The following is a 25,972-nucleotide window of genomic DNA, read 5'->3' on the forward strand; positions in this document are numbered from 1 at the left end:
CCGACCGACCGGGTCACCCGACCGGACGGCCTCGCAGCACCACCAGCCGCGGGTCCGCCAGCACCCGGACGTCGGCGCGCGGGTCCTCGGCGTACACCACCAGGTCGGCGGAGGCGCCCTCGGTCAGACCGTCCCGGCCGAGCCAGGCCCTGGCACCCCAACTGGCGGCCGAGAGCGCCTCGGCGGGCGTCAGGCCGGCCTTCACCAGCTCGGCCACCTCCTGCGCGACCAGGCCGTGGGCGAGCGAGCCGCCGGCGTCGGTGCCGACGTAGACCGGGATGCCCGCGTCGTGCGCGGCGCCCACGGTGTCGTAACGGCGCTCGTGCAGCCGGCGCATGTGCGCGGACCAGGCCGGGAACTTGTCCTCGCCACCGGCCGCGAGCTTCGGGAAGGTCGCGATGTTGACCAGGGTCGGGACGATCGCCACGCCGCGCTCGGCGAACTGCGGGATCAACTCCTCGGTCAGGCCGGTCGCGTGCTCCACGCAGTCGATGCCGGCGGCCAGCAGGTCGGGCAGCGACTCGGCGGCGAAGCAGTGCGCGGTGACCCGCGCGCCCTCCTGGTGCGCGGCCGCGATCGCCTCGGCCAGGGCGTCGCCGGGCCAGCAGGCGGCGAGGTCGCCGCGCTCGCGGTCGATCCAGTCGCCGACCAGCTTCACCCAGCCGTCGCCGCGCCGGGCCTCCGCCCGGACGTAGGCCGGCAGGTCTCCCGGCTCGATCTCGTGCGCGTAGTTGCGGATGTAGCGCCGGGTACGGGCGATGTGGCGGCCCGCGCGGATGATCCGGGGCAGGTCCTCACGGTCGTCGATCCAGCGGGTGTCGGCGGCCGAGCCGGCGTCGCGGATCAGCAGGGTGCCGGCGTCGCGGTCGGTCAGTGCCTGCTTCTCGCTGGTGGCCTCGTCCACCGCGCCGTGCGCGTCCAGGCCGACGTGGCAGTGCGCGTCGACCAGGCCGGGCAGCACCCAGCCGGAGACCGTCCGGACGTCGCCCGCGGCCGGCCGCTCGAAGGTCACCCGCCCGTCCACCACCCAGAGTTCGTCCCGGACGTCCTCGGGGCCGACCAGCACCCGGCCCTTGATGTGCAGCACCCCAGCGTCGCTCATGACCGCACTCTACCGACGGGTCCGGCCGGGCCGGCGGCGGGCGATGGGGCAGACTGGGCGCCGGGGCCCGTCCGCACGGCGTCCTCCGTACACCACAGGCCGCCCCGGCCACCGGCAGGGCGGCCCGGCGGGCCTGCCCCGCCCGGCCGGCGGCGGAGCACCACGACCCGCGAAAGGCCGGCCCCGTGAACCCCTTCCTCGACCTCCCCCCGCTCGGCGCCGCGCACTTCGCCGCGATCGAGGACAAGGTGGCCGCACTGCTGCACACCACCGCCGACGTGATCGTCACCCAGGGCGAGGCGCTGCTCCCGCTGGAGGCGGCCATCCGCGGCGCCGCGCACCCCGGCAGCACGGCACTCAACATCGTGACCGGCCCGTACGGGCAGACCTTCGGGAACTGGCTGCGGGACTGCGGTGCCAAGGTCGTGGACCTGGCGGTGCCCTTCGACAGCGCCGTCACCGCCGACCAGGTCGCCGAGGCGCTGCGGGCCCACCCGGAGATCGACTTCGTCTCGCTGGTGCACGCCGAGGCCGCCACCGGCAACACCAACCCGGTGGCGGAGATCGCCGCGGTGGTGCGCGAGCACGGCGCGCTGCTGATGCTGGACGCCGTCGCCTCGGTCGCCGCCGAGCCGCTGCTGACGGACGCCTGGGGCGTGGACCTCTGTGTGATCGGCGGGCAGAAGGCGATGGGCGGCCCGGCCGGCGTCTCGGCCGTGTCGGTCAGCGCGCGGGCCTGGGAGCGGATCACCGCCAACCCGGCCGCGCCGCGCCGCTCCTACCTCTCGCTGCTGGACTGGAAGGAGCGCTGGACGGACGCCGGCCGTACCGTCCTCCCGCACGCCCCCGCCCAGCTGGAGATGCTCGCGCTGGACGCCTGCCTCGACCGGATCGCCGCCGACACCCTCGACGCCACCGTCGCCCGGCACCGCGCCGCGGCGGCCGCCACCCGCGCCGGGGTCCGGGCACTGGGCACCCTGACCCCGTTCGTCCCCGCCGACGGGCACGCGGCTCCCGTGGCCACCACCCTGCGCACCCCGCCCGGCCTGAACGCCGCCGAGCTGGCCGCCGGTCTGGACCGCGCCCTGCCCGTGCAGGCGGGCGGCGGCGCACCGGCCGCCGAGATGCTGCGGGTCAACCACTACGGCCGGAACGCGTCGTCGGAGGTCGTCCAGGACTGCCTGACCGCGCTCGGCGAGGCGCTGCTGGCCACCGGCGCCGCCGCCGACGTGCCGACGGCGACGGCCGCCGCGGCGGCGGCCTGGCGGGCGGCGGGCGGCCCCACCGGGTGACCCGCGGCAGGGGGCCGGTCGGGGCGGAGCGGCCGCTCCGTCCGTGCGCGTGCGGGCGGACCCCCGGGGCGGCCGGGGCGACCGCGACCGACGGACCTCTTGAGCACCTCAAGTGAACCGCTGGGCTCCGGCCACGATCCCATGGACGCCTTCGACGCCCATCTGGTCACCGGGGGCTACCCGCGGCTGCTCCGGGAGTGCGCGACCGCGGCCGGCGCCCGGCCTCTCGTCGAACAGGAGCTGACCCACGAGAACAGCAGCGACGTCGTGGCCCGGACCGCCCGGACCCGGCAGGGACGGCCGTCGGCACGGTGAAGTGGCGGGAGCGCAAGCGGTCACCGCCGGCGAACCGGCCCATCCGGCCGGAGCCCGGGCCTTGGTGCCCGAGGCCGCCGGGGCCCGGCTGGTCACCGTCTGCCCGGCGGGCCTGCACTCCGGCGTGGAGCCCGACCCGCGCCTGGACGCGGGGGATCTGCTGGCAGCCCGGCAGCGATGAGGGCGGCCGGGTGCGCCGGCTGGCCGGAACGGGCGCCGGAGCGTGGGGCTGCGGGCTGCGGGCTCCGGGCTCCGGGGTGCTGAGCGCGGGGCGCGGGGCCGTGCCGGGGGCGCGGGCCGGGTGAGGCCCGTGGTCCCCGGCTGCGGAGCGACTTGGACCGTGCGAATCTACGAAGGTGCCGGAGACCACGGAGGACGCCGTACCGGGCGAGGAACCGGGCCGGCCGGCGGGCGCGGCCCTGCTGGCCGCCACCTGCGTCTCGACCCTGGTCGTCAACGCCAACACCTCGGCGGTGAGCATCCTGCTGCCGGCGATCAGCGCGGACACCGGCGCGTCCCTCGACACCCTCCAGTGGGCCATCACCGGGTATTCGCTGGTCGGCGCGGCCGTGATCGTCACCTCGGGCGCCCTCGGCGACGTCTTCGGGCGGCGGCTGGTCTTCCTCGCCGGGCTGGCCCTGTTCATCGCCTCCTGCGCCGTGATCGCGCTGTCCGGCAGCGGCGCGGGGGTGATCGCGGGCCGGGCGGTCCAGGGCGCCTCCGGGGCCACGATCCTGGCGTGCGGGATGAGCCTGCTGTCGGTGGCGACCTCGGGACAGGGCCGGGTCCGGGCCGTGACCGTGTGGGGCGCCGCCTCGGCGGTGGGCGCGGCCGTCGGGCCGCTGGTGGGCGGCCTACTGGTGGACGGCATCGGGTGGCAGGGCCTGTTCTGGATCGACGCGGCGATCGCGGCGGCCTGCGTCCCGGTCACCCTGAGCGGCATCACCGAGTCCCGTGATCCCGACCGCAGCCGGTCGATCGACTTCGCGGGGACGGTGCTGATCGCCGCCGTGCTGGCCCCGGCGCTGCTCGCGCTGAGCGAGGGCGCCGACTGGGGCTGGACGTCGGCGGGAGTGCTGGGCTGCCTCGCACTGTCCCTGCTCGCGGCCCTCGCCTTCGTCGCGGTGGAGCGGCGGGTGGACGAGCCGCTGGTGGACCTGCGGCTGCTGCGCGACCGCGTGCTGATCGGCGCCACGGTGGCGATCCTGCTCAGCGCCGGCGTGATCAACGGCCTGATGTACCTGGTCAGCCTCTACTTCCAGAATCCCGCCACGCTCGCCCTGAGCCCGTTCCAGGCCGGCCTGGCGACCCTGCCCGCGACCGTGGGCCTGATCGCCGTCACCCCGCTGGTGCCCCGGGCCGTCAAGCGGCTGGGCGTCGGGCCGGTGATCGGGGTCGGTTTCCTGGCGGCGACGGCCGGCTGCGCGCTGCTGGTGCTGGTGCAGGCCGACTGGCGGTACGGGGCGTTCGCCCTGCCGCTGGTGCTGCTGGCCGCCGGCCTGGGGCTCGTCAACGGCCCGGCGAGCTCGGCCTCCACCTCGTCGGTGGCCGAGGACGACGTCGGCGCGGCGTCCGGCATCTCGAACATGGCCCGCTACATCGGTGCCGCCGCGTTCACCGCGGCCGTGGCCACCGTGAACACGTCCGTCGGCGCGTCGCACCTCGCGAGCGGCGCGGGAACGGCGCAGGCGCTGGCGGCGGGCCTCTCCCGGGCCTGCCTGCTGCTCACCATCGCGTGCGGGGTGGGCGTACTGCTCTCCGTCCTGGCCGCCCGGGCCCGCCGTCGCCGGGTCCGGCCCGGGGCGTACGGGGCGGCGGCGGCCTCCCACGCCCATACCGTCAGCTCCGAGGTCGCCGGCTCCGGGTGACGCGGGCGGCGGCCGGCCCGCTCGGCACCGGTCAGGCGGGCACCTCGGCCAGCAGCCGCATCTCCCGGGCGTGCGCGGCGACCTCCTCGACCTCCGGAGGGCCGCCGAACTCGTCCACCTCGCTGTACATGGCCGTCATGCTGCCGTCCGCCCAGAAGCAGACGCCGGCCACCAGGCCCTCGTCCATCGCCAGGCGTCCGCATTCCATCACCCCGCCCCGGGCGCCGGGGTCGACCGTCCGCCGCTCGGTGAAGGCCGTCGCGAACTCCGCGTCGTCGCCGGCCGCTCGCGTGCTCTCGTCCAGGGACGGGACGAAGGCGTGGCGCTCGTAGCCCTGCACGATGACCATCCGGTGCTCGCCCTCGGACGAGTGGACGGTGCCGAAGGCGGACGGGTCGGCGGCGCCCTCCCGGGCGCGCCGGCGCACGGCAAGGGTGAGCGGCGAGTCGGGCTCCAGTGCCATCCCGCGGAACTGCGCGGGGGCCTGGAAGCGGTAGGCGCCGAGCGCGGCGAAGTTGTCGGCGAAGGCGTAGCCGGCGCCGCCCAGGGCGAGGGCGACCACCGTGAGGACGGCCATCCACCGCCGACGGCGGGGGCCGGCGGGTACGCCGTGGTCGTCGGGGGCGGTGCCGTCCGGGGTGTCCGGGGTGTCGGCGACGGCTGGCTCGGCGGCCTCGGCCGGCTCCTGGTCAGGCTGTTCCATCGGCGGATCGCATCAGCTGCAAGCTGTCCGGGCAAGGTCGAAATCCCCGCTTTGGGGGTCTGCGGGAGCAATTGCCCGCATGATCGTTACCGGATCGCCTCCGGGTTGCCCCCGGTACCGCGCGCCGCCTGCGTCGGCACTGTTCCCGCACCGTTCACCTCTGCGGCACCGGCTCCTCACCCGCGCCCGGCAGGGTCTTCGACATCGGCAAAGTTGGCTATACAACTTCGGCCGCCCGATCGCCCGAGGAGGAGAACCCGCATGCCGCTGTCCCCCCTGTCGCCGTACTGGCTGCGCGACAACTGCCCCTGCACCCGGTGCCGCGACCCGCGCAACGGGCAGAAGCTGTTCCAGATCACCGACCTGCCGGAGGACCTGGCGATCGCGGACCAGGACGAGGGCGCCGACCACCTGGCGGTGCTCTGGTCCGACGGCCACCGCTCGCGCTACCCGCTGGAGTGGCTGGACGCCGAGGGCGCCGACGACGGCCGCAACGAGGACGGCAAGCGGCTGTGGGCCGCCGCCGACTTCGCCGCGGGCCTGCCTGAGGCCGACTGGGGCGCCTACCTGGCCGACCCGGCGGAACGCGCGGCGGTGCTCGGCGCGGTGCTGCGATCCGGCTTCGCCGTGCTGCGCGGGGTACCGGCCGTCGAGGGTCAGGTGCTCGACGTGGCCCGGACCTTCGGCTACGTCCGCGAGACCAACTACGGCCGGCTGTTCGACGTCCGGGTTGAGGCCGACCCGAACAACCTGGCCTTCACGAACGCGGCCATCGCCCCGCACAGCGACAACCCGTACCGCGACCCGGTACCGACCCTCCAACTGCTGCACTGCCTCGACAACTCGGCCGTCGGCGGCGACTCCGGCCTGGTCGACGGCTTCCGCGCGGCCGCCGAGCTTCGCGCGGAGGACCCGGCGGCCTTCGCGGTGCTGACCCGCACCCTCGTCCCGTTCGTCTTCCGCGACCGCGCCACCGAACTGCGCGCCGACCGCCCGCTGATCGAGCTGGACGCGCTCGGGCGGATCCGGGAGGTGCGGTTCAACAACCGCTCGATCAGCACCTTGCGCCTGCCCGCCGCCGAACTGGACGCCTTCTACGCCGCCTACCGGCGCTTCGCCGCCGTCACCCTACGCCCCGAACTGCGGTTGGAGTTCCGGCTCGGCCCCGGCGACTGCCTGATCTTCGACAACGTCCGCCTGCTGCACGCCCGGACGGCCTTCGAACCGGCCGGCCCCGGGGGCGGCGCGCGCCACCTCCAGGGTTGCTACGCCGACCTGGACTCGCTGACCAGCACCCTCGCGGTGCTGAACCGGCAGGCCGCCGCGCTCGACACCATCGCCGAGTACTTCGAGGGCGAGGGCGCCGCCGAGTACCTGGGCGAGGCCGTCACCTTGGCCGAGCACATGCTGCAGGCCGGAGCGCTGGCCGAGGCGGCCGGGGCGCCGGCCCACCTGGTCGCGGCGGCGCTGCTGCACGACGTGGGCCACTTCGAGCGCACCGGGCTGGAGTTGATGGCCGGCCGGGACAACCGGCACAGCGACACCGGCGCCGCCTGGCTGGCGCAGTGGTTCGGCCCCGAGGTCACCGAGCCGGTCCGGCTGCACGTGGCCGCCAAGCGGTACCTGTGCACGGCCGAGCCCGGCTACCGGGCCCGGCTCTCCGAGGCCTCCGAGTACACCCTGCGGGTGCAGGGCGGCCCGATGACCGAGGAGCAGGCCGCCGCCTTCGCGGCCCTGCCGGGTGCCGAGGAAGCGGTGGCGGTCCGCCGCTGGGACGAGGAGGCCAAGTACGCCGACGCGGCCATGCCCACCTTCGACCACTTCCGTCCGCTGCTGGCCGCCCTGATCCGCTGACGCCCGGCCGGCGGGGTGACGGGGCCGGGGCTCGGGTGGCGGTCCGCCGCCCCGCCGGTCATGGCCCCGTCGCTCAGTCGCTGTCCCGTGCGTGCCGCGAAAGCGCTGACGTGGCCAGCGAGTTGTGCACGCTGAAGGCCACCGTCCCCGGCAGGTAGCGGTCCTGCGACCACTCCACCGGGGTACCGGTCGGGTCGGTGGTGCGGCGGCGCTCGCGCAGCAGCGGGCTGCCGCGCCGGCATCCCAGCAGCCGGGCGTCCTCGGCGTTCGCGGCGACCACGTCGATGGTGTGGTCGGCGTCCGTGAACAGGATGCCGTGCTCGCGCAGTTGCTCGGTGTGCGAGACCACGTCGGCCGGCAGCTCGGCCACCAGCTCGCCCACCCGCGGCGGGTAGACCGTCCGTTCGACCATCACCGGCGCGCCGGACAGGGTGCGCAGCCGGACGATCGCGTAGACCTCGGCGCCCGGCTCCAGGCGCAGCTGCTCCCGCTCGGCGGCGTCGGCAGGGCGGTGGACCAGCGAGTCCAGGATGCCGCCAGGCTCCTCCCCCATCGAGCGGGCCCAGTGGGTGAAGCTGAGCAGCTCCGAGAAGCTCTGAACCCGGGCGTTGCCGAGCACCACCCGGCGGGTGCCGCGGCGCGAGGTGACCAGGCCGTCCGAGCGCAGCACCGCCAGCGCCTGCCGCACGGTGCCACGGGACACGCCGTACTGCTCGGCGAGCGCGCCCTCCGCGGGCAGCCGCCCGGCCTCGCCGAACGCGCCGGTGGTGATGGCCTCGCGGAGGTCGGCGGCGACCTTGCGGTAGAGGGCGACGCCGCGCTCGGTTCCGGCCGGGCCGGGTGCGGACTGGTCCGGTTCGAGTGCCACGTCAGTCAAGGTCCCTCCTGGGGCGGTGTCCTGCGCTGCCGTACCGGCGCGGACAGGCTGACCTTATCCGTTGCGCCTTCGAAGCATCGCACCATTCCGATCACCGGCCGCCGGGCGGATTCGACCGTTCCCGTAGCCGCCCCCGGTTCTCGGGCATCCGTTCACCTTCCCGTCACCGGACTCCGGCGTACTTACCCCCGTCGGCAAAGTTGGCTAGTCAACTCAGCCCGGTTCAGCTCCCTGAACCAGGCGGCCAGTCGGGCCGGCCCCACTCTCGCCATCGCATCCCTCGCAGTACGCCCCCTGATCAGGAGACTGACTCGTGACCGTGCACCGTGCCCGTGCCGCCGCCTTCGCGGCCGTTCTGACCGCCGCCGCGCTCTCCCTTTCCGCCTGCGGCTCCGCCGGCTCGACCGCGAAGTCCGGCGACGCCGCCAAGGCCGGCGCCAAGGAGGCCAAGGACGCCACCTCCGCCGCCGACCTCGGCGGGATGGACGCGCTCGTCGCGGCCGCCAAGAAGGAGGGGAAGCTGCACGTCATCACGCTGCCCCGGGACTGGGCCAACTACGGCAAGATCATGGACTCGTTCAAGGCCAAGTACGGCATCGAGATCGAGGACGAGAACCCGGACGGCTCCAGCCAGGACGAGATCAACGCGATCACCTCCCGCAAGGGCCAGGACCGCGCCCCCGACGTGGTGGACCTGGGCAGCGCCTTCGCGCAGTCCGCCGCCAAGGACGGCCTGCTCGCCGCCTACAAGACCGCCAACTTCGACAAGATCGCCGACACCATGAAGGAGGCCACCGGCCTGGCGGTCAACGACTACGGCGGCTACGTCTCGATCGGCTGCGACGCCAAGAAGATCGCCAACTGCCCGAAGACCTTCGCCGACCTGCTCAAGCCCGAGTACAAGGGCCAGGTCGCGATGAACGGCAACCCGACCAAGTCCGGCTCCGCCTTCGGCGGCGTCTACGCGGCCGCGCTGGCCAACGGCGGTTCGCTGGACAACATCCAGCCCGGTATCGACTTCTTCGGCAAGCTCAAGCAGGCCGGCAACTTCAACCCGGTCGAGTCCACCCCGGCGACCATCGAGAAGGGCGAGACCCCGATCAGCATCGACTGGTCGTACCTCAACGCCGGCTACACCGACGAGTTCAAGACCAAGGGTGTCGACTGGCAGGTCGCCGTCCCCAACGACGGCAGCTACGCCCAGTACTACAACCAGGCGATCAACAAGTGGGCCCCGCACCCGGCGGCCGCCCGCCTGTGGCAGGAGTACCTCTTCAGCGCCGAGGGCCAGAACCTCTTCCTCGGCGGCTACGCCACCCCGGCCCTCTTCGACGCCCTGAAGAAGGACGGCACCCTCGACGCGGCCGCCGCCGCCAAGCTGCCGGCCGTCGAGAAGCCCTTCACCACCTTCCCGACCCAGGACCAGATCGCCGCGGCCAAGAAGGTCGTGACCGAGAACTGGACCAAGGCGATCGCGGGCTGATCGACACCATGACAACGGCTCCCACCCCGGTGCCGACCCCGGCCGCCACTGACCACAGTGGCGGCGCGGGGGTCTCCGGCACCGCCTCAGCGACCTCCCCCACCGTTCCCGCGCAGCGCACCCCCGGCCGGCACACCACCGGCCGACGCCGACTGCGCCCCCGCGCCGGCGGCTGGCTGGCCACCGTCCCGCTGCTCGCCTTCTTCGCGATCAGCTTCGGCCTGCCCGCGATCGCCATCGCCATCGGCGCGTTCACCGCCTCCAGCGACGCCGAGACCGGCGCCGGCCAGTTCACCACCGACAACCTCACCGCCTCCGTGCAGGGCGCCTACTGGACCGCCCTGCTCAGCAGCGTCAAGCTGTCCGCGCTCACCGCGCTGCTCGGCACCCTGATCGGCCTGCCCATCGCCCAGGCCGTGGTGACCTCCCGCTACCGGGCCGTCCGCGAAGCCGTCCTGTCCGCCTCCGGCGTGCTCGCCAACTTCGGCGGCCTGCCGCTGGCCTTCGCCTTCGTCGCCACCCTCGGCAACGCCGGCGAACTCACCAAGCTGCTGCACCTCACCGACCACGGCTGGAGCCTGTACTCCTTCACCGGCCTGACCGTGGTCTACCTGTACTTCCTGGTGCCGCTGATGGTGCTCAGCATCACCCCGGCACTGGACGGCCTGCGGGTGCAGTGGCGCGAGGCCGCCCACAACAACCGGGCCACCACACTGCAGTACTGGCGCCACGTGGCCCTGCCGATCCTCTTCCCGTCCCTGCTCGGCGGGTTCGTGCTGCTCTTCGGCAGCGCCTTCGCCGCCTACGCCACCGCCGCCGCGATGGTCGGCGCCACCGTGCCGCTGATCAGCCGCTCGATCGCCGACGCGCTGTCCGGCAACGTGCTGGTCGGCCAGGGCAACCTCGCCCTCGCCCTCAGCCTCGACATGATCGTGGTGGCCGCCCTCGTGATGGCCGTGTACCTGCCCCTCCAGCGCCGGAGTGCCCGATGGCTCAGCTGATCTCAAGGCTGCGCCTGTGGCGCGGCGCCGTCCTGCTGGTGGCCGGCATCTACTTCCTGCTGCCGATGGCCGCCTCGGTGTGGTTCAGCATCGACGACCCGCAGGGCTTCACCTTCGAGGCCTACACCGGCCTGCTGAGCGCCCCCGGCTTCACCGACAGCCTGTGGCTGACCCTGCAGCTCGCCCTGGTGACCGTCCTGGTCGTCCTGCTGCTGCTGGTACCGGCGCTGATCGCGGTGCGGCTCGGCTCGCCGAGGCTGCGCACGGTGCTGGAGGTGGTCTGCACGCTCCCGCTGGTGGTCCCGCCGGTGGCGCTCACCGCCGGCCTGATCGGCGTGCTGCGCTGGGGTCCGGACTACCTGATGGACACCCCGTTCTTCCAGACCTTCGTGTTCGTCCAGGACCCGAAGTTCCCGCTGGTGCTGGTGATCGCGTACGTGCTGATGTCGCTGCCGCTCGCCTACCGGGCGCTGGACGCCGGACTGCGCGCGGTCGACGTCCGGACCCTGGTCGAGGCCGCCCGCAACTGCGGGGCGAGCTGGCCGCGCGCGGTGTTCACCGTGGTGCTGCCCAACCTGCGCGGGGCGCTGCTGAACGCGTCGTTCCTGACCCTGGCGCTGGTGCTCGGCGAGTTCACCTCCGCCTCGATCCTCGGCTACCAGCCCTTCGCGGTGTGGATCTACTCGGTCGGCAACAGCCAGGCCCAGATGTCCGTCGCGGTCTCGGTGCTCAGCCTGCTGATCACCTGGGTGCTGCTGCTCCTGCTGGCCGCCGCCGGCCGTGAGCGCCGGCACCGCACGCCTGCCCGCCCCTGACTCCGTTAGCGAGAAACCCCCATGACCACGGTTACCGCCCCCGTTGCCGGCGCACCGCTCGCGCCCGGCAGCGCGACCGTCGAATTCCGTTCCCTGCGCCGCTCGTTCGGCGCCACCACCGCCCTGGACGGGCTCGACCTCACCGTCCACCCGGGCGAACTGCTCGCCCTGCTCGGCCCGTCCGGCTGCGGCAAGACCACCGCCCTGCGGATCCTGGCCGGCTTCGAGCAGCACGACAGCGGCCAGGTGCTGGTCGACGGCGAGGACATCACCCGGATCCCCGCCCACCGACGCGACGCCGGCATGGTGTTCCAGTCGTACAGCCTCTTCCCGCACCTCACGGCCGCCGACAACGTCGCCTTCGGCATGCGGATGCGCGGCACCGCCAAGGCCCAGCGGCGCAAGCGCGCGCTGGAGCTGCTGGAGCTGGTCGGCCTGCCGCAGCACGCCGACCGCTACCCGCACCAGCTGTCCGGCGGCCAGCAGCAGCGCATCGCGCTGGCCCGCGCACTGGCGCTGGAGCCGCGCGTCCTGCTGCTCGACGAGCCACTCTCCGCGCTGGACGCCAAGGTCCGCCTCAGCCTGCGCGAGGAGATCCGCCGCCTGCAGCAGGAGCTGGGCATCACCACCCTGTTCGTCACCCACGACCAGGAGGAGGCCCTGTCGATGGCCGACCGGGTCGCCGTTCTGCGCGCCGGACGCCTGGAGCAGTGCGCGACGCCCTCCGAGCTCTACGCCCGCCCGGCCACCGCCTTCGTCGCCGAGTTCGTCGGCACCATGAGCCGGATCCCGTGCGTGCGCTCCGGGGAGGGCGTCGAGGTGCTCGGCCGCCGCCACCCGGTGGACGGTGTCATCCCCGCCGACGGTGAACTGCACGTCCTGGTACGGCCGGAGAACGTCGGCCTGACCCCCGCTGCGAGCGGCCCGGCGCTGGTCGTCGCCGCCTCCTTCCTGGGCGCCGTGACCCGGCTGACCGTCCGGCTCGCCGACGGCACCGAGGTCAAGACGGACCTGCCCACCGAGGCCGCCGCCAACCTGCCGATCGGCAGCACCGCCGCCATCACCCTCCCCGAGCGGCCCGTACTGGTGGACCGCCGCCCCGCCTGACACCGTCGACCGGGAGCCCGCGCGGCGAACGGCCGGCTCGTCCCGGACGACCCGTCCCGGACGACCCGTCCCGGACCACCCGTCCCGGACGACCCGTCCCGGACGGACGGCCGAACGGCCGACGGACAGCCGACGGACGGCCCACGAACGGCCCACGAACGGCCCACGAACGGCCGACCGTACGCGCGGCACCCGCACGACCGGCACCACCCGAAACACCGAAAAGGTACCGCCATGCCTGCATCCGACCTGCCCGACTCCGACCTGCCCGGCGCTGGATCGGCCGGCTCCGGCCCGCCCGACTCCGGTTCGGCACGTTCCGACCTGCCCGGCTCCGGTCTGCCCGACGCCGGTGTGCCGGGCGCTTCCCGGACCGCCGCTCTGGCCTGGGCACCGCCCGCCGCCGTCCTGTTCGACATGGACGGCACCCTGGTCGACACCGAACATCTCTGGTGCCAGACCGCCGCCGAGATCGCCACCGAGCTCGGACTCACCCTCACCGACCGCGACCTCCCCGAGGTACTCGGCCAGGCGATCGAGCACACCGCCGGCCACCTCCACCACCGCAGCGGCACCGACCGCACCGAGGCGGAGCTGGCCACCCTGCTCGGGGACAACTTCGCCGGCAAGGTGGCCGCCGAGATCGTGCCCCGCCCGGGCGCCCTCACGCTGCTCACGGCGCTGCGCGACGCCCAGGTGCCCACCGCACTGGTCTCGGCCTCCCCCCGGCGGGTCGTCGACCTGGTTCTCGACAGCCTGGGCCGTGACTGGTTCACCGTCACCCTGGCCGCCGAGGACACCGAGCACACCAAGCCCGCACCCGACCCGTACCTCGCGGCCGCCGACCTGCTCGGCCTCGACCCGGCCGGCTGCGTCGCCGTCGAGGACACCCCGACCGGCGTCGCCTCCGCCCACGCGGCCGGCTGCGCCGTGCTGGCGGTCCCCTCCGCCGTACCGATCGCCGCCGCCCCCCGGGTCACCCTGCTCGACAGCCTGGAGCTCGCCGATCTGGACCTGCTCGGGAAGCTCGCCGCGGCCCGGGCGGTTTGACGGACCATGCCCTATCTGCTGCTGAGCCTCGCCATCGTCAGCGAAGTCTGCGCGACCAGTTGCCTGAAGCTCACCGAGGGCTTCAGCCGGCTCTGGCCGAGCCTCGGCGTGGGAGTGGGCTACGTGCTCTCCTTCGTCCTGCTCGGGCAGGCCCTGAAGCACATACCGGTCTCCGTCGCGTACGCGGTCTGGTCCGGGGCCGGCACGGCCGCCGTCGCCGGTATCGGGGTCCTGGCCTTCGGCGAAAGCCTGGGCCGGGCCCAGTGGCTGGGCCTGGCCCTGATCATCGGGGGCGTGGTGGCGCTGAACCTGCGCGGCGGTCACTGAGGCCGGGCGGCCGGGCCTCGCGCAGTCGAGGGGACCGCGCGAGGGCCGGGGGGCCGGGGCGCCGGGGGCCGGGGCGCCGGGGGCCGGGGGCCACCGGGTGGCTGTGGGGCTGGTTCGACGCGGCACGGCGGTCAAGGTGCGCGCGACGGACGGACGGTGGTGGTACCTACTGCCGCTACGGCGGCGGCGCAGCGCGACCTGTGGACAGAATATGTAGGCCGGTCTATTCTTTCGCCATGGGAGCAAAAGGCGAGGAGACACGTGCCCGGCTGGTCGCCGCGACCCGGGCACTCATCGAGGCGCAGGGGTACTTCGGCACCGGCCTCAACCAGGTGCTGGCCGAGAGCGGGGCACCGCGAGGCTCGCTGTACTTCCACTTCCCCGCCGGAAAAGACCAACTGGTCGCGGCGGCCCTGACCGATGCCGGCCTTGAGATCGGCGGGCTGATCGACTCCTTCGCCCGCGAGAAGCTCAGCGCGGGGGTCATGGTCCGACGCCTGCTGGACGCGTTCGGCGACCGCATGGAAGGGTCCGGCTACACCAAGGGCTGCCCGATCGCCACCGTGGCCCTGGAGGTGGCGGGCGGGAACGAGGAGCTACGGCGGACCTGCGCCGAGGCCTACGACAACTGGCAGCAGGCCCTGGCCGCGCAGCTGGTGACCGAGGGCCGGACGTCCCAGGCGGCCGACGTCGCCGCCGGCGCGGTGCTCGCCCAGTTCGAAGGCGCGCTGCTGCTCGCCCGCGTACGACACAGCCGTGCGCCGCTCGACCAGGCGGCGCGGGCTGTGCAACTACTGCTCACGATGTCCTGAGGTCGGGAGGGCAGGGGTGGCGACTGGGGGTTCGTAGGCCTTGAAAATATGTAGACCGGTCTACCAAGATGCGACCCGCCCGTGACGCAGGTGGCTCACCCTGCAGCGACCCAACTCCGAAGCAGGCCAGAGCCGCCGCCGACCCCTCTCACTCGGGGCGTCGCCCCTCGCGAGCCGGCCCCCCGTGAGCCGACCCCCGCGCCGCACGATCGCCACCCTTCAGCACACCGCCCACCGCCCGCACCGGCGACCTCCGATCCTCCGTCATCCAAAATTATGTAGACCGGTCCACCGAAAGGCCGCGCATGCCGTCCCCCGAAAACCCCAGCACGCCCAGCACACCCACCACGCCTATCACCCCCACGGCTCACACCACTCCCATCACCCCCACCACCCTCGTCCTCGGCGCCACCGGCTTCATCGGCCGCTGGCTCGTCCTCGAACTCCTCTCCTCCGGCCTCACGGTCGCTGCGGCCGTCCGAGGTGGGGCACGGCGCGACGGCGAGCTCCGCGAATGGCTCCGCGAGCATGGTGCGGACGATCGCGGGCTGGTCACGGTCGAGGTCGACATCACCCGCCCCGGACTGGGACTCGACCAGGCCGACGACGCACGCCTCTCGACCGTCCGCGACGTCTTCAACACCGCAGCCCTCTACCGCTTCGGACTGTCCAGGGCCGAGGCCTACGCGGCCAACGTGGACGGCGCGCTGCACGCCCTGCGCTGGGCGTCCACCCGACCGCAGCTCCGGCGCCTCGTCCACGTCTCGGGCTATCGCGTCGGGAACAGCCCGGCCGTCTTTCCGCTCCCACCCCGCGAGGCCGACGAGCGATACGCCCGGCTCGGCGCCTACGAGGCCTCCAAGCTGGAGGGCGACGCGGCCGTCCGCGTCGAGGCCGGAAGGCTGGGCGTACCACTGTCCGTGGTGAACCCGAGCAGCGTGATCGGGCACTCCGTCACCGGCGAGGCGGGCCAGTACATCGGCCTGGCGGGCCTCGTCGAGCAGTTGTGGCACGGCCGCCTCCCGGCGCTTCCCGGCAGCCGACGTACCTTCCTGCCCGTGGTGGCGATCGACCACCTGGCCCGGTTCCTGGCAGCGGTGCCGGAGCACGACCGCGGCCCGCTCGGTCTGCACACGGTGCTCGACCCGACGACGCCCGATCTCCCCGAGCTGGTCGGGCTCGTGGCCGCGCACCTCGGCGTTCGCGCGCCGCGGCACCTCGTCCCGACGGGAGTCCTTCGCCGTCTCCCCCGCGCACTCACCCGCGCGGACCCCGAGACGCTCTCCTTCATCTCCGAGGAGCGCTACGACACCTCCTCCGCCGACCGGTTGGCCGAGGCTGCCGGGCTCCGGCATCCGCCGGTGGAGGACCTGCTGCGGCGGTGGGCCGGCCGCCTGGTCGCCGATCGGTTCGGCGCCGGGCCCGGCGGGTCGGGCGGCCCCGGCGGGTCGGTCGGGTCGGTCGGCTCCTTCGTCGGGCTCTCCGGGAGCCGCAGCTACGTCGCGGGCGAGCGGGAAGCACCCGGTTACGTCCTGCTGCACGGTCTGCCGCTGGACTCGGACGGCTGGCACGCGGTCGTGGACCGCCTCCCGGCGCCGTCCCTGCTCGCCGACCTGCCGGGGCTCGGCCGCTCCTCGCCCGCCACCGGCAGCGCCTCGCAGTGGCTCACCGACCTTCTGGCGCCGGTGCGTTCGCGGCCGGTGATCGTCGCGCATTCGGCGGCCGCCGGCCCCGCACTGGCCTACGCGGCGGCGCACCCCGAACGGGTGTCCGCACTGGTGCTGGTGGCGCCGTATTTCCTGCAGTCGCGCCCGCCCCGGGCGGTCCGGATCGTGCCGATCACCGCGACGGTCCTGCGGCGGGCGTCCGCCCGGTTCCTGGCCGGCGCCCTGCTCGGCCCTGGCGCCCGCGGCGCGGAGGCGGATGCCACGGTGGCCGTCGCAGTGCTCGGTCTGCGTCGGCCGGGGGTGGCCGGACGAACCGCCCGTCGTCTGCGGAGCCTCCAAGGGCCGCGGGTGCGTTCGGAGTTGTCGGAACTGCTGCGATCCTGTCCGGTGCCTGTGCGACTGGTGGTCGGCGAGCACGATCCGCTGACCGTGGCCGTTCCCGCCAACCCCGCGATCGCGCTTCCAGTCGTCACCGTGCCGGGCGCGGGTCATCATCCACAGCTGAGCCATCCCGCCCGACTCGCCGAAATTCTGGCCGAGTTCACCGCCCCCATCAGCTCCCCGATCACCGCAATGTTGGACACCCGACCGTGATCCTTCGGCCGGCGGCCCGCTTCCTGTGGGCCGCCGGCCTGGTCCCGGGGCCATGTTCCGTCGCCCGTTCCCGCTCGCCAGTTCCCGCTCGCTCGACCCCGCCCCGACCCCAACCCCCTGCCCCGATCCCGACCGCCCCCGACCCCCGTGAAGGCCGTCTCCCTGGCCCGCCGGCCGTGCGGCGCCACTTCCGCCCGCCTCGCGACGGCCACCCCCCAACGACTCACCCCGCCTGCACAGCCTTGGAGTTACCGCGCGCCCCGGCGCCCGGCCACTCGCCGTTCACGCGCAGTACGCCGCCCTTCGGGTCAATAGGCCTCCAGTTGTGCAACCAACTTGACCTGAAGGATCCTCGTGGCCACAGGCAGCACCCTCACCCTCAGCTCCTCCGGCAGCCCCACCGAAGGCGACAAGCTCACCTTTCACTGGACCACCGGCGCGCCCGACGCCAAGAACTGGGTCGGCATCTACGACGGCACCCGCCAGCCGGGCACCGGCTCCTCGCTGCTCTGGAAGTACACCCCTGGCGCCTCGGGGGACGTCCAGCTGGACACCTCCGCGCTGACCGGCGGCCCGTACACCGCCTACCTGCTGGCCAAGGACGGCTACGGCATCCTGGCGCAGAGCGCCCCGTTCACCTTCCGCCCGAAGCCCGCCGTGCTGCGGCCGCACTCAGCGGTGGACGCGCTGACCGCGACCGCCGTGGCGCCGGGCGGGGCGGTCACCGTGAAGCTCGGCAAGCTCTGGGCCCGGCCGGCGGGCAACCCGGCCGGCTCGGCGACCTTCCGCCGGATCGGCGGGGACAGCTGGCTGTCCGTAGCAGCGGACGGGACGGTCACCGGCACCGCCCCCGCCACCGCCCCGGCGCACCCGGCCATGGTCACCGTCGGGGTCAAGGACAGCGCGGGCGCCACCGACACCGTGACCGTCCTGGTGCCCGTCCGCCCGGCCGCCGGACCGCTCCCACTCAAGACCGCGGCCTGGAACCTCTGGGACGCGGGCACCCATGTCACCGACGCGCTGGAGAAGCAGCTGCGGGTGATCCTCACCCAGGGCCTGGACGTGCTGGCCCTCCAGGAGACCGCCGGCACCGCGGCCCAAGCGCTGGCCGACGCCCTCGGCTGGTACGCCTACCAGAGCCCCGGCAGCGTCGGCGTGCTCAGCCGCTACCCGCTCACCGCCGTCACCCCCGTCACCACCGCCCTGCCTGCCGCCGGCGTCACCCTGCAACTGCCCGGCGGCCGCACCGCCCGCTTCTGGGCCGCCCACCTGAGCGAGACCGGCTACGGCCCGTACGCCGTGCAGGACGGACAGAGCGCGGCCCAGGTGGAGGCGGCGGAGAACGCCTCCGTCCGGCTGCAGCAGGCCAAGGCGCTGGCGACGGCGGTCCAGGCGGACATCGCCACCGGCGTCCCGGTGCTGCTGGGCGCGGGCCTCGCTTCGCCGTCCCACCTGGACTGGACGGCTGCCTCCGGCCGGCCGCTCAACTGGCCTGTCACGGTGGCGCTTCAGGCCGCGGGGCTGACCGACGCGTTCCGCAACGCGCATCCGGACCCGGTCGCCTTCCCGGGGAACACGTGGTCGCCGACCCGCAAGGTCCGGGGCAGCAAGCCGGAGCCGCAGGACCGGATCGACCAGGTGCAGTTCGCCGGTCCGCTCACCTTGGCCGAGGCGCACACCCTGGCCACCGGCTGGCCGCAGGCCGACCCCGCGACGGCCGCCAACGAGTGGCCCTCGGACACCGCCGCAGCCGTCGCCACCTTCACCCTCTGAGAGGCCGGTCCACCATGCCTGAGCTTTCCCGCCGCAGCTTCGTCGGCGCCACCGCGGCGGCCGGCGCCACCGCCCTCGTCGGCCTCTCCACCACCCCCGCCACGGCAGCCGCAGCCGCACCGGCCGCCGGCAGCATCGCGGACGTGAAGCACGTGGTGATCCTGATGCAGGAGAACCGTAGCTTCGACCACTACTTCGGCACCCTGGGCGGCGTCCGCGGCTTCAACGACAAGCAGGCCCTGCAGTTCCCCGACGGCACAGACGTCTTCCGCCAGCCCGACACCGCCCGCACCGACGGCGGCGCCATGCTCCCGTACCGGATGGACACGTCGAAGTACAACGCGCAGAACGCTGGCGGCCTGGCCCACGACTGGGCCACCGGCCACCAGGCCATCAACAACAGCGCCATGAACAAATGGATCGCCGCCAAGGGCGAACGCACCATGGGCTACTTCACCCGGGCCGACATCCCCTACCAGTACGCCCTCGCCGACGCCTTCACCCTCTGCGACGCCTACTTCTGCTCACTCGCCGGACCCACCGACCCCAACCGCCTCTACCTCTGGACCGGCACCGCCGGCCCCGGCCGCGACGGCACCACCGGCCCCTGGATCGACAACACCCCCGTCACGGACAACCCCGTCGCCGACTGGACCACCTACGCCGAACGCCTCCAGGCCGCCGGCGTCAGCTGGCGGGTCTACCACAACCCCAGCAAGGACGACCGCACCGGCGACTACGACGACAACGCCCTCTCCTACTTCAAGCAGTTCCACAACTACCCCACCACCGACCCGCGTTACGTCAACGCGATGACCAAGTTCGACCCCGCCGCCTTCGACGCCCACTGCAAGGACGGCACCCTGCCCACCGTCTCCTGGCTCGTCGCCCCCTACCTCTTCTCCGAACACCCCAACGCCGGCCCCGCCTACGGCGCCCACTGGGTCAACACCGCCCTGCAGTCCCTCATGTCCAACCCCGACGTCTGGAAGCACACCGCCTTCCTCGTCATGTACGACGAGAACGACGGCTACTTCGACCACATGATCCCGCCCACCCCCGAACCCGGCACCCCCGAAGAATTCACCCAAGGCCGCGCCATCGGCCTCGGCAACCGCGTCCCCTTGTGGATCGTCTCCCCCTGGACCCGCGGCGGCTACGTCAACTCCCAGGTCTTCGACCACACCTCCGTCCTCCAGTTCCTCGAAAAAGTCACCGGCGTCACCGAACCCAACATCTCCACCTGGCGCCGCACCGTCTGCGGCGACCTCACCAGCGCCTTCGACTTCACCACCCCCGACACCAGCATCCCCACCCTCCCCGACACCACCGCCCTCATGACCAAAGCCGACGCCGCCACCAAACTCCCCGCCGTCCCCCTCCCCCCAACCGGCACCCAGGCGATACCGGTCCAGGAGCCGGGTACGCGCCCGTCCCGCCGGCTGCCGTACCGGCCGTGGGCGGACGCGACGGTCGACCGGACGACGGGCGCGGTCACCTGCACGCTGGCCAACCAGGGGTCGGTGGCGTTCCCGTTCACCGTGTACCCGAACATCGTCTTCCCGTTCGCGGGCACGCCGTTCACGGTCGCGCCGGGTGCGCAGCGCACCTACACCTGGGACGCCTCCACCACGGACGGACGCTACGACTTCACCGTGCACGGCCCGGACGGCTTCGTGCGCCGCTTCGCCGGCACCGTGGTGCGGGCGGGCCAGGACGACGTAGCGGTGCCGTCCGTCACCGCAGCTGCCCCGGCGCCCGGCGCCACGACGGTGGCCGTGCTGCTCACCAACGGCGGCCGGACGGAGACGTCGTTCACCCTGGCGCGGAACGACTTCGCCGGCGCCGCCCAGACCGCCTGGGTCGCTCCCGGTGGCAGCGTCACCGTCAACTGGCCTCTCGATCAGGGGCGTTACGACCTGACCGTGACGGCTGGCGCCGGCACCCGGTTCGCCCAGCGGTACGCGGGCCGTCTGCACTGAGCCCGGCTTCGGCCCGGTGCCGCCCTCGTTCGGGGGCGGCACCGGGGCGCCGGACAAGGCTCGCGGGCCCGTGGACCGGTGGACCGGTGGCCATGGCCGCTACCTGAGCGCGAGGTAGGCGTGGGTGTAGACGCAGGTCAAGCCGATGCCCCAGTCGTCCGCGTCGTCGCGCCGGAACGCCGGGTCGGCGAAGGCACGGTGCAAGCCCTCGAAAGGGATCACGGTGAACTCGTCCCTGTGCGGGTCGGCCCGGTACCGCACCTCGATCCAGCCGTCGCGCACCAGCGGCAGCAGCGGCGCGAGCTGGGCGTCCACCCAGCCTGCGCGGTCGGCCTCGCCGAGGTCGTCCGGGAGGTCCGCCCAGATCCCGAACGGGCCGGTCAGCATCCCGCTGACCTCCATGGCGCAGACCATCACGTCCCGTTGGTCCTGGTCCAGTTCCTCCCAGACGGGCGGGGCGGGGCGGGGGGCGGCGTCCGCGATCGACCAGCGGTCCCGGCGCCACTCCTCGCCCACGGCCTCGGTGGCGGCCAGGTAGCACGTGGCCGCCGTCCGGGGGCTCCAGATCCAGGTGGCCGGCTCGGCGAGGATGTCCCGCAACTCGGCCCCGGCGACCACCGGGTCGTCGTCGGCCGGAAAACCGCCCCGTAGCCGGCGGACGGTGACCAGCCCGCGCCCGACCAGGTCGAGCGTCAGAGCCCCGAACCGGGGTGCCAGTGCGAGTATTTCGTCGCCCGTGTAGCTGCGCGGGGGTGGGGCGTCCGCCGCACCGGCCCAGCGCAGGTCGACGCCGTGCATCTGGATCAGCCCGGCCAGCGAGCCGCCTTGCCCCATGGCGGCCCGCAGCACGGTCTGTTCAGCGACGGTCAGCGAGTCCCAGGGTTGCATGGGGGGCATCCTCCCAGGTCCGCGCGGAGCAAGCCCGACCGAGCCCGCTCAGCGGGCCAGCCGGCCCATCAGTGAGGAGGCCGCGGCGATGCCGACGAGGGCTGCGAGGCAGAGCACGCCGAAGTCCAGCCACAGATGGGACGGGGTGCCCAGCAGCAGGCCGCGCAGCGCGTCGACCTCGTAGCTGAGCGGGTTGACCCGGCTGACGGCCTGCAGCCAGCCCGGCATCAGGGCGACGGGGTAGAGGGCGTTGGAGGCGAAGAAGAGCGGCATGGTGATGGCCTGGCCGATGCCCATCAGGCGGTCCCGGGTGAGCACGATGCCGGCGATGGACATCGAGAGGCAGGAGAAGAACGCCGACCCGAGCACCACCACGACCACCACGCCGAGCAGGCGCAGCGGGTTCCAGGTCATCGCGACGCCGAGCAGCGCCGCGATGATGATCACCACCACCGCCTGGATCACCGATTTCACTCCGGCGGCGAAGGCCTTGCCTGCCACCAGGGCGGAGTGCGGGGTGGGGGTGACCAGGAGTTTGGGGAGCACGCCCGAGTCGCGTTCCCAGATGATCATGATTCCGTAGAAGATCGCGATGAACATCGCGGACTGGGCGATGATCCCCGGGGCCAGGTAGTCCAGGTACGGAATGCCGCCGGTCGGGATCACGTGCAGCCGGGTGAAGGTCTCGCCGAAGATCAGCAGCCAGAGGGCCGGCTGGACGGCGCGGGTGTACAGCTCGGTGCGGTCGTGCCGCAGCTTCTGCAGTTCGACCACGCACATGGCGCCGACCCGGGCCGGGAAGACCTGCCAGCCGGAGCGGACCCTCGGCGGGGTGCCGAGCAGACCGATGGTCGGAGCGGTCGGAGCGGCCGGGGCCTCAGCCGACTCGGGACGCGGTACGACGGGTGTTGCGGACATCGCGGAACTCCCCTCCTGCCTGGTCGTCGGTGAGGCCGCTGCCGGCGAAGTGCCGGAAGACGTCCTCCAGGGTGGGCGCCGGACCGCCCGGCTCCCCCGACGACGTCTGCTGCCCGGCCAGTTCGTCCTTGAGCTGGGCGGGGGTGCCGAGCGCCCGGATCCGGCCCCGGTCCATCAGGGCGAGGCGGTCGCAGTACTGGTCCGCCTCGTCCATGTAGTGGGTGGTGACCAGCACGGTCATCCCGGTCGCCGCGCGAACCTCGGCGAGGCGGTCCCAGACGCTGGTACGGGCGATCGGGTCCAGCCCGATGGTCGGCTCGTCCAGGATGAGCAGCCGGGGCGCGCTGACCAGGGCCTGGGCCAGCTCCAGCCGGCGGACCATGCCGCCGGAGTACGTGCCCGCCATCCGGTCGGCGGCGTCGCCGAGTCCGACCGCCTCCAGCGCCTGGGCGATCCGCGGCGCGCGCTCGCGGCGCGGCACGTCGTAGACCCGGGCGAACAGTTCGACGTTCTCGCGTCCGGTCAGGTTGGCGTCGGCGGAGAGCTGCTGCGGGACGTACCCGAGCAGCCGCCGCACCGCCATCCGCTCGCGCGCCACGTCCAGGCCGAAGACCTGGACCATGCCGGCGGGCACCGGCAGCAGCGTGGTGATCGCCCGGATCGCCGTCGTCTTGCCCGCGCCGTTGGGGCCGAGCAGGCCGAACACCTCTCCCGGCGCGACCGTGAGGTCGACCCCGTCGACGGCTCTGGCCCCGCCGAAGCTGTACTCCAAGCCGGTGCAGCTCACCGCGTCCGCGGTACCCGTGCCCGTGCGGTCGGTCATCGCGCGGCCTCCTCCTCGTGCAGGTTCGCGGCCAGCCTGCGCAGCGCGGGCAGCGCCGCCGCGAGCGAGGCCCGGTCCTCCTCCGACAGCCGGTCCAGTTGTTCGCGCAGCAGCGCCGCGCGGCGTTCCTCCCAGGCCCGCAGCCGGCCGGCCGCCGCCGGGGTGACGCGCAGCAGCGCCGCCCGGCCGTCCTGCGGGTCGGGCTCCCTGGTCAGCATTCCCAGCCCGATCAACTGCCGGACCAGCGTCGACACCGAGTTCCCGGCAAGTCGCAGCTCCTCGGCCGCCTCCGAGATCCGCAGCCCCGGCCGGGCCCCGACCAGCCGCAGCAACTCGACCTGCGCACCGCGCAGCCGGGGTTCGGGCACTCCACGCCGGAGCCGGCGCCGCACCAGCCGGTTGATACCGACCAGCAGCCCTTCGAAGTCGCCGGGGAATGCCGAGTCGTCCATTGTTCGATTTTAGCTCTCACTGAGAGCAAAAAGCTCGGGAAATCCCGAACCCGCCCCCGCACACGCCGGAGCCCCGCCATCCCCGGAGGGACGGCGGGGCTCCGAAGTGGACGGTCGGGTCAGACGGCGCCGAACTCGCCGCGCGCGGCGGCGGCCACGAACGCCTGCCAGGCGCCGGCGGGGAACACCAGGGCGGGCCCCTCGGGGTCCTTGGAGTCACGGACGGGCATCACGCCCGGGAACCCGGGCGCCACCTCGACGCACTGGCCGCCGTTGTCGCTGTGGCTGGACTTGCGCCAGAGAGCGCCGGTCAGGTCAACGTGCCTATTCATCACAGCAGTTCCTTCCGTATGGCGCGGATCATGGACAGGGAATCAGCCTGCGACAGCGCTTCAACCTGCAGCCGATCGTAGTTCCTCTCCCATCCGGTGACCGTCTCCGTTTCACGCTCCAGGAAGCCCCGTTGTTGCGATTCCGTGTACCCCAGCACCGACCGGTCGGCAAGCGTCAGCAGGGTCACGGGCAAAGCGAACGGGCGACGCTCCCCCAGGTCGTACGGCGCCACCTGAACGATCACGTTCGGCCGGCCGGCCAGGCTCTGCAGGTGGTCCAACTGGCGTGCCATCACCTCACGTCCACCGATCGAACGCCGCAGGCAGCTCTCGTCCAGCACCGCGTGCACGATCGGCGCCGGATTCCGCTCCAGCAGTGACTGGCGGGTGGCCAGGAAGGCCAGGCGCTCGTCGGCCTGGCCTGGGGTGATGTTGCCCCGCCCGACGGCCGCCGCCACCAGCGCGGTCGCGTACTCCTTTGTCTGCACCAGTCCGGGGATGACGCCGAGTTCGAAGAGTCTGATCTCGGCGGCCTTGGCCTCGTCCGCCGCGTACTCCGGAAACCCCTCCAGCAGGGCGGTGTTGCGCTGCTGCCACCACATCAGCGACAGCGTGCCGCCCGTCCCCAGCGCCTCGTCGACGAGACGGGCGAAGCGAGCGGACGGCGGGCGCTGGGCGAGCTCCACGTACGAGACGTAGGAGGCGCCGTAGCTGACCAGCTTCCCCAACTCGGCCTGTGTCACGTTCGCCGCCTGGCGCGACCTGCGGAGCTGTACTCCGAAGGCGGCCCACGGCGAGGCCGAGGGATCGAGTTCCTTCAGGTTCACGAGCGCTTCCCCCAACTCCACACTACGAGTTGTCAAGTCGAAACTGGTACCGATCGTAGCTCCTCCCGGTAATCATGGGGACACGAACAGTGAAGTTCGTCGCCTGCAAGAACCCTACGGAGCAGAGCCCATGACGAGAGATCAGTCCGACCGCCCGCAGCCGTCCCCGGCTCCGGTGAGCGACCGTTCGATGCCCAGTTGCGAGTGCCCCCGGGACTGCGGCGGCCGCCCCGAGGCCGGGCTCAGGCTCACCAGCCCGTACCCGCCGGTCGCGGCCGCGGCAGGCCGCCCGGCGCCGCCGACCATCCCGTACGTTCCCCGGCAGGTGGGCGAACTCGTGCTCGACGCGCTGAGCGGGCGGCTCGGCCACTTCATGGACCGGATCGGGAAGACGGTCTACCTCCGGCCGGAGTCCGGCGGCGCGGAGTGGGAGGCCGATCCCGGCTGGATCGACCGGCCGCCCAAGGCGCTCGGGGCGAAGCTGTCCGAGCGGAACCGGGACAGTCGGCTCAACTCCGGTACCGCGGAGCCGGTATGAGGCCCCCGGTGCGCCCGGTGGCGGCGCCGGCCGCCACCGTCGTGGTGGTCGCCGTCAGCGGCGCCGTCGCCTTCGGTGCGGCCTGGCCGATCCGGGACGGGCCGGCGGGCACCACCGGTCTGGTCGCGCTGCTGGCGTTCGGGATCTCGCTCATGGTGGGGGTCTCGGCGTCCGAACCGGTGATGTGCCGGGCGGCCGCAGACCCGGCGGAGGCGGCACCGGACTCGGGGCCGGACTCGGGACGGTGTGCGGAGTCTCCCCCGCCGTGGGTGTCCGGCCCGGCGCCCGCACCGGCAGCGACACCGGCACCGGCACGGACGCCGACGGCGGAGCGGTCGCCGGTGCCCGCCCCGGACGGCGAACGGCGGCGCGCCGACCGGTGTTTCGGCTGCCTCCGGCTGGCGGAGGTGGCCGGATCGGGCCAGCTGACCGTGGCCGACTCGACCGTCCCGCTGCACCTGTGCCGGTGGTGCCTGGAACATGTGGAGGACTGGCACGCCCGGGAGGCGGCCCGGCTCCGGACGGAGCGCGAGCCGGCCTCCCGTGGCTGAGGCGGGCGCGGGCGGACGGAG

General features: G+C 73.5%; 26 protein-coding genes. 17 read left to right on the top strand and 9 right to left on the bottom strand.

Going from position 1 to position 25,972, the window contains the following annotated elements:
- Nucleotides 1-13 precede the first annotated feature (13 nt).
- The gene (locus tag OG689_RS13245) at nt 14-1,102 is read right to left on the bottom strand and encodes an amidohydrolase family protein (RefSeq protein ID WP_266320342.1); all 1,089 of its coding nucleotides are present in this window, start codon (nt 1,100-1,102) and stop codon (nt 14-16) included.
- 185 nt (nt 1,103-1,287) lie between these two features.
- On the opposite strand from OG689_RS13245, the gene OG689_RS13250 reads away from it, so the two are divergent.
- The 4 genes from OG689_RS13250 to OG689_RS13265 all read left to right on the top strand — a co-directional run bounded on the left by OG689_RS13250 (nt 1,288) and on the right by OG689_RS13265 (nt 4,577).
- Complete coding sequence (locus OG689_RS13250; protein ID WP_266320343.1) at nt 1,288-2,394, top strand: aminotransferase class V-fold PLP-dependent enzyme; 1,107 nt, start codon at nt 1,288-1,290, stop codon at nt 2,392-2,394.
- Nucleotides 2,395-2,493: 99 nt separating this feature from the next.
- Nucleotides 2,494-2,709 carry a hypothetical protein gene (locus OG689_RS13255; protein ID WP_266320344.1) on the top strand — a complete coding sequence of 72 codons (216 nt, stop codon included), beginning with the start codon at nt 2,494-2,496 and terminating at the stop codon, nt 2,707-2,709.
- Between the two features lies 1 nt (nt 2,710).
- On the top strand, nt 2,711-2,890 hold the full coding sequence (locus OG689_RS13260) for a hypothetical protein (protein ID WP_266320345.1): 180 nt from the start codon (nt 2,711-2,713) through the stop codon (nt 2,888-2,890).
- A gap of 175 nt (nt 2,891-3,065) precedes the next feature.
- On the top strand, nt 3,066-4,577 hold the full coding sequence (locus OG689_RS13265; RefSeq protein WP_266320347.1) for an MFS transporter: 1,512 nt from the start codon (nt 3,066-3,068) through the stop codon (nt 4,575-4,577).
- 31 nt (nt 4,578-4,608) lie between these two features.
- Here OG689_RS13265 and OG689_RS13270 read toward each other — a convergent pair whose 3' ends face one another.
- Complete coding sequence (locus OG689_RS13270) at nt 4,609-5,280, bottom strand: hypothetical protein (RefSeq protein ID WP_266320348.1); 672 nt, start codon at nt 5,278-5,280, stop codon at nt 4,609-4,611.
- A 261-nt stretch (nt 5,281-5,541) separates the two neighbouring features.
- On the opposite strand from OG689_RS13270, the gene OG689_RS13275 reads away from it, so the two are divergent.
- Nucleotides 5,542-7,134, top strand: a complete 1,593-nt coding sequence (locus tag OG689_RS13275) for a TauD/TfdA family dioxygenase (RefSeq protein ID WP_266320350.1) — start codon at nt 5,542-5,544, stop codon at nt 7,132-7,134.
- A 73-nt stretch (nt 7,135-7,207) separates the two neighbouring features.
- Here the strand turns inward: OG689_RS13275 and OG689_RS13280 are convergent, their stop codons facing one another.
- Nucleotides 7,208-8,002 carry a GntR family transcriptional regulator gene (locus OG689_RS13280; RefSeq protein ID WP_266327079.1) on the bottom strand — a complete coding sequence of 265 codons (795 nt, stop codon included), beginning with the start codon at nt 8,000-8,002 and terminating at the stop codon, nt 7,208-7,210.
- A gap of 322 nt (nt 8,003-8,324) precedes the next feature.
- Between OG689_RS13280 and OG689_RS13285 the strand changes: the two genes are divergently transcribed.
- The 10 genes from OG689_RS13285 to OG689_RS13330 all read left to right on the top strand — a co-directional run bounded on the left by OG689_RS13285 (nt 8,325) and on the right by OG689_RS13330 (nt 20,622).
- Entirely contained in the window at nt 8,325-9,494 is a 1,170-nt protein-coding gene (locus OG689_RS13285) for an ABC transporter substrate-binding protein (RefSeq protein WP_266320351.1), read from the top strand.
- An 8-nt stretch (nt 9,495-9,502) separates the two neighbouring features.
- Entirely contained in the window at nt 9,503-10,495 is a 993-nt protein-coding gene (locus OG689_RS13290; protein WP_266320353.1) for an ABC transporter permease, read from the top strand.
- The gene (locus tag OG689_RS13295; protein ID WP_266320354.1) at nt 10,483-11,310 is read left to right on the top strand and encodes an ABC transporter permease subunit; all 828 of its coding nucleotides are present in this window, start codon (nt 10,483-10,485) and stop codon (nt 11,308-11,310) included. The genes OG689_RS13290 and OG689_RS13295 overlap by 13 nt, the downstream gene beginning before the upstream one ends.
- A gap of 21 nt (nt 11,311-11,331) precedes the next feature.
- Entirely contained in the window at nt 11,332-12,417 is a 1,086-nt protein-coding gene (locus OG689_RS13300; RefSeq protein WP_266320356.1) for an ABC transporter ATP-binding protein, read from the top strand.
- Nucleotides 12,418-12,651: 234 nt separating this feature from the next.
- Nucleotides 12,652-13,467 (top strand): HAD family phosphatase, encoded by an 816-nt coding sequence (locus tag OG689_RS13305; RefSeq protein WP_266320357.1) that lies wholly within the window; start codon nt 12,652-12,654, stop codon nt 13,465-13,467.
- Nucleotides 13,468-13,473: 6 nt separating this feature from the next.
- The gene (locus tag OG689_RS13310) at nt 13,474-13,794 is read left to right on the top strand and encodes a multidrug efflux SMR transporter (protein WP_266320358.1); all 321 of its coding nucleotides are present in this window, start codon (nt 13,474-13,476) and stop codon (nt 13,792-13,794) included.
- A gap of 236 nt (nt 13,795-14,030) precedes the next feature.
- A complete protein-coding gene (locus tag OG689_RS13315) occupies nt 14,031-14,606 on the top strand; it encodes a TetR/AcrR family transcriptional regulator (RefSeq protein ID WP_266320359.1) in 576 nt (191 codons plus the stop codon).
- A 305-nt stretch (nt 14,607-14,911) separates the two neighbouring features.
- Nucleotides 14,912-16,867: an alpha/beta fold hydrolase gene (locus OG689_RS13320; protein WP_266320360.1), complete on the top strand. Its 1,956-nt coding sequence runs from the start codon at nt 14,912-14,914 to the stop codon at nt 16,865-16,867.
- A gap of 354 nt (nt 16,868-17,221) precedes the next feature.
- A complete protein-coding gene (locus OG689_RS13325) occupies nt 17,222-18,640 on the top strand; it encodes an endonuclease/exonuclease/phosphatase family protein (protein ID WP_266320362.1) in 1,419 nt (472 codons plus the stop codon).
- A 14-nt stretch (nt 18,641-18,654) separates the two neighbouring features.
- The gene (locus OG689_RS13330; protein WP_266320364.1) at nt 18,655-20,622 is read left to right on the top strand and encodes a phosphocholine-specific phospholipase C; all 1,968 of its coding nucleotides are present in this window, start codon (nt 18,655-18,657) and stop codon (nt 20,620-20,622) included.
- 99 nt (nt 20,623-20,721) lie between these two features.
- Here OG689_RS13330 and OG689_RS13335 read toward each other — a convergent pair whose 3' ends face one another.
- The 6 genes from OG689_RS13335 to OG689_RS13360 form a co-directional block, all read right to left on the bottom strand.
- Nucleotides 20,722-21,510 carry a hypothetical protein gene (locus tag OG689_RS13335; RefSeq protein ID WP_266320365.1) on the bottom strand — a complete coding sequence of 263 codons (789 nt, stop codon included), beginning with the start codon at nt 21,508-21,510 and terminating at the stop codon, nt 20,722-20,724.
- 48 nt (nt 21,511-21,558) lie between these two features.
- Complete coding sequence (locus tag OG689_RS13340) at nt 21,559-22,428, bottom strand: ABC transporter permease (RefSeq protein WP_266320367.1); 870 nt, start codon at nt 22,426-22,428, stop codon at nt 21,559-21,561.
- A complete protein-coding gene (locus tag OG689_RS13345) occupies nt 22,388-23,251 on the bottom strand; it encodes an ATP-binding cassette domain-containing protein (RefSeq protein ID WP_266320369.1) in 864 nt (287 codons plus the stop codon). The genes OG689_RS13340 and OG689_RS13345 overlap by 41 nt, the downstream gene beginning before the upstream one ends.
- The gene (locus tag OG689_RS13350; RefSeq protein WP_266320370.1) at nt 23,248-23,703 is read right to left on the bottom strand and encodes a MarR family transcriptional regulator; all 456 of its coding nucleotides are present in this window, start codon (nt 23,701-23,703) and stop codon (nt 23,248-23,250) included. The genes OG689_RS13345 and OG689_RS13350 overlap by 4 nt, the downstream gene beginning before the upstream one ends.
- Nucleotides 23,704-23,822: 119 nt before the next feature.
- A complete protein-coding gene (locus OG689_RS13355) occupies nt 23,823-24,035 on the bottom strand; it encodes a DUF397 domain-containing protein (protein ID WP_266320371.1) in 213 nt (70 codons plus the stop codon).
- Nucleotides 24,035-24,862 (bottom strand): helix-turn-helix transcriptional regulator, encoded by an 828-nt coding sequence (locus OG689_RS13360; RefSeq protein WP_266320373.1) that lies wholly within the window; start codon nt 24,860-24,862, stop codon nt 24,035-24,037. Before OG689_RS13360 ends, OG689_RS13355 begins: the two co-directional genes overlap by 1 nt.
- Before the next feature lie 130 nt (nt 24,863-24,992).
- Here OG689_RS13360 and OG689_RS13365 point away from each other — a divergent pair, with 130 nt between their 5' ends.
- Both OG689_RS13365 and OG689_RS13370 read left to right on the top strand, forming a co-directional pair.
- Nucleotides 24,993-25,400 carry a hypothetical protein gene (locus OG689_RS13365; RefSeq protein WP_266320374.1) on the top strand — a complete coding sequence of 136 codons (408 nt, stop codon included), beginning with the start codon at nt 24,993-24,995 and terminating at the stop codon, nt 25,398-25,400.
- Nucleotides 25,397-25,951: a hypothetical protein gene (locus OG689_RS13370; RefSeq protein ID WP_266320376.1), complete on the top strand. Its 555-nt coding sequence runs from the start codon at nt 25,397-25,399 to the stop codon at nt 25,949-25,951. The genes OG689_RS13365 and OG689_RS13370 overlap by 4 nt, the downstream gene beginning before the upstream one ends.
- Nucleotides 25,952-25,972: the final 21 nt, after the last annotated feature.

Source organism: Kitasatospora sp. NBC_00240 (genome assembly GCF_026342405.1).
In the GTDB taxonomy this organism is placed as follows: Bacteria; Actinomycetota; Actinomycetes; order Streptomycetales; family Streptomycetaceae; genus Kitasatospora.

Bases quoted from the DNA above. Each gene is read 5' to 3' on its own strand.
- OG689_RS13245 (WP_266320342.1), bottom strand. From the start codon at position 1,102: ATGAGCGACGCTGGGGTGCTGCACATCAAGGGCCGGGTGCTGGTCGGC.
- OG689_RS13270 (WP_266320348.1), bottom strand. From the start codon at position 5,280: ATGGAACAGCCTGACCAGGAGCCGGCCGAGGCCGCCGAGCCAGCCGTC.
- OG689_RS13275 (WP_266320350.1), top strand. From the start codon at position 5,542: ATGCCGCTGTCCCCCCTGTCGCCGTACTGGCTGCGCGACAACTGCCCC.
- OG689_RS13290 (WP_266320353.1), top strand. From the start codon at position 9,503: ATGACAACGGCTCCCACCCCGGTGCCGACCCCGGCCGCCACTGACCAC.
- OG689_RS13295 (WP_266320354.1), top strand. From the start codon at position 10,483: ATGGCTCAGCTGATCTCAAGGCTGCGCCTGTGGCGCGGCGCCGTCCTG.
- OG689_RS13300 (WP_266320356.1), top strand. From the start codon at position 11,332: ATGACCACGGTTACCGCCCCCGTTGCCGGCGCACCGCTCGCGCCCGGC.
- OG689_RS13305 (WP_266320357.1), top strand. From the start codon at position 12,652: ATGCCTGCATCCGACCTGCCCGACTCCGACCTGCCCGGCGCTGGATCG.
- OG689_RS13310 (WP_266320358.1), top strand. From the start codon at position 13,474: ATGCCCTATCTGCTGCTGAGCCTCGCCATCGTCAGCGAAGTCTGCGCG.
- OG689_RS13315 (WP_266320359.1), top strand. From the start codon at position 14,031: ATGGGAGCAAAAGGCGAGGAGACACGTGCCCGGCTGGTCGCCGCGACC.
- OG689_RS13320 (WP_266320360.1), top strand. From the start codon at position 14,912: ATGCCGTCCCCCGAAAACCCCAGCACGCCCAGCACACCCACCACGCCT.
- OG689_RS13330 (WP_266320364.1), top strand. From the start codon at position 18,655: ATGCCTGAGCTTTCCCGCCGCAGCTTCGTCGGCGCCACCGCGGCGGCC.
- OG689_RS13335 (WP_266320365.1), bottom strand. From the start codon at position 21,510: ATGCAACCCTGGGACTCGCTGACCGTCGCTGAACAGACCGTGCTGCGG.
- OG689_RS13340 (WP_266320367.1), bottom strand. From the start codon at position 22,428: ATGTCCGCAACACCCGTCGTACCGCGTCCCGAGTCGGCTGAGGCCCCG.
- OG689_RS13345 (WP_266320369.1), bottom strand. From the start codon at position 23,251: ATGACCGACCGCACGGGCACGGGTACCGCGGACGCGGTGAGCTGCACC.
- OG689_RS13350 (WP_266320370.1), bottom strand. From the start codon at position 23,703: ATGGACGACTCGGCATTCCCCGGCGACTTCGAAGGGCTGCTGGTCGGT.
- OG689_RS13355 (WP_266320371.1), bottom strand. From the start codon at position 24,035: ATGAATAGGCACGTTGACCTGACCGGCGCTCTCTGGCGCAAGTCCAGC.
- OG689_RS13365 (WP_266320374.1), top strand. From the start codon at position 24,993: ATGACGAGAGATCAGTCCGACCGCCCGCAGCCGTCCCCGGCTCCGGTG.
- OG689_RS13370 (WP_266320376.1), top strand. From the start codon at position 25,397: ATGAGGCCCCCGGTGCGCCCGGTGGCGGCGCCGGCCGCCACCGTCGTG.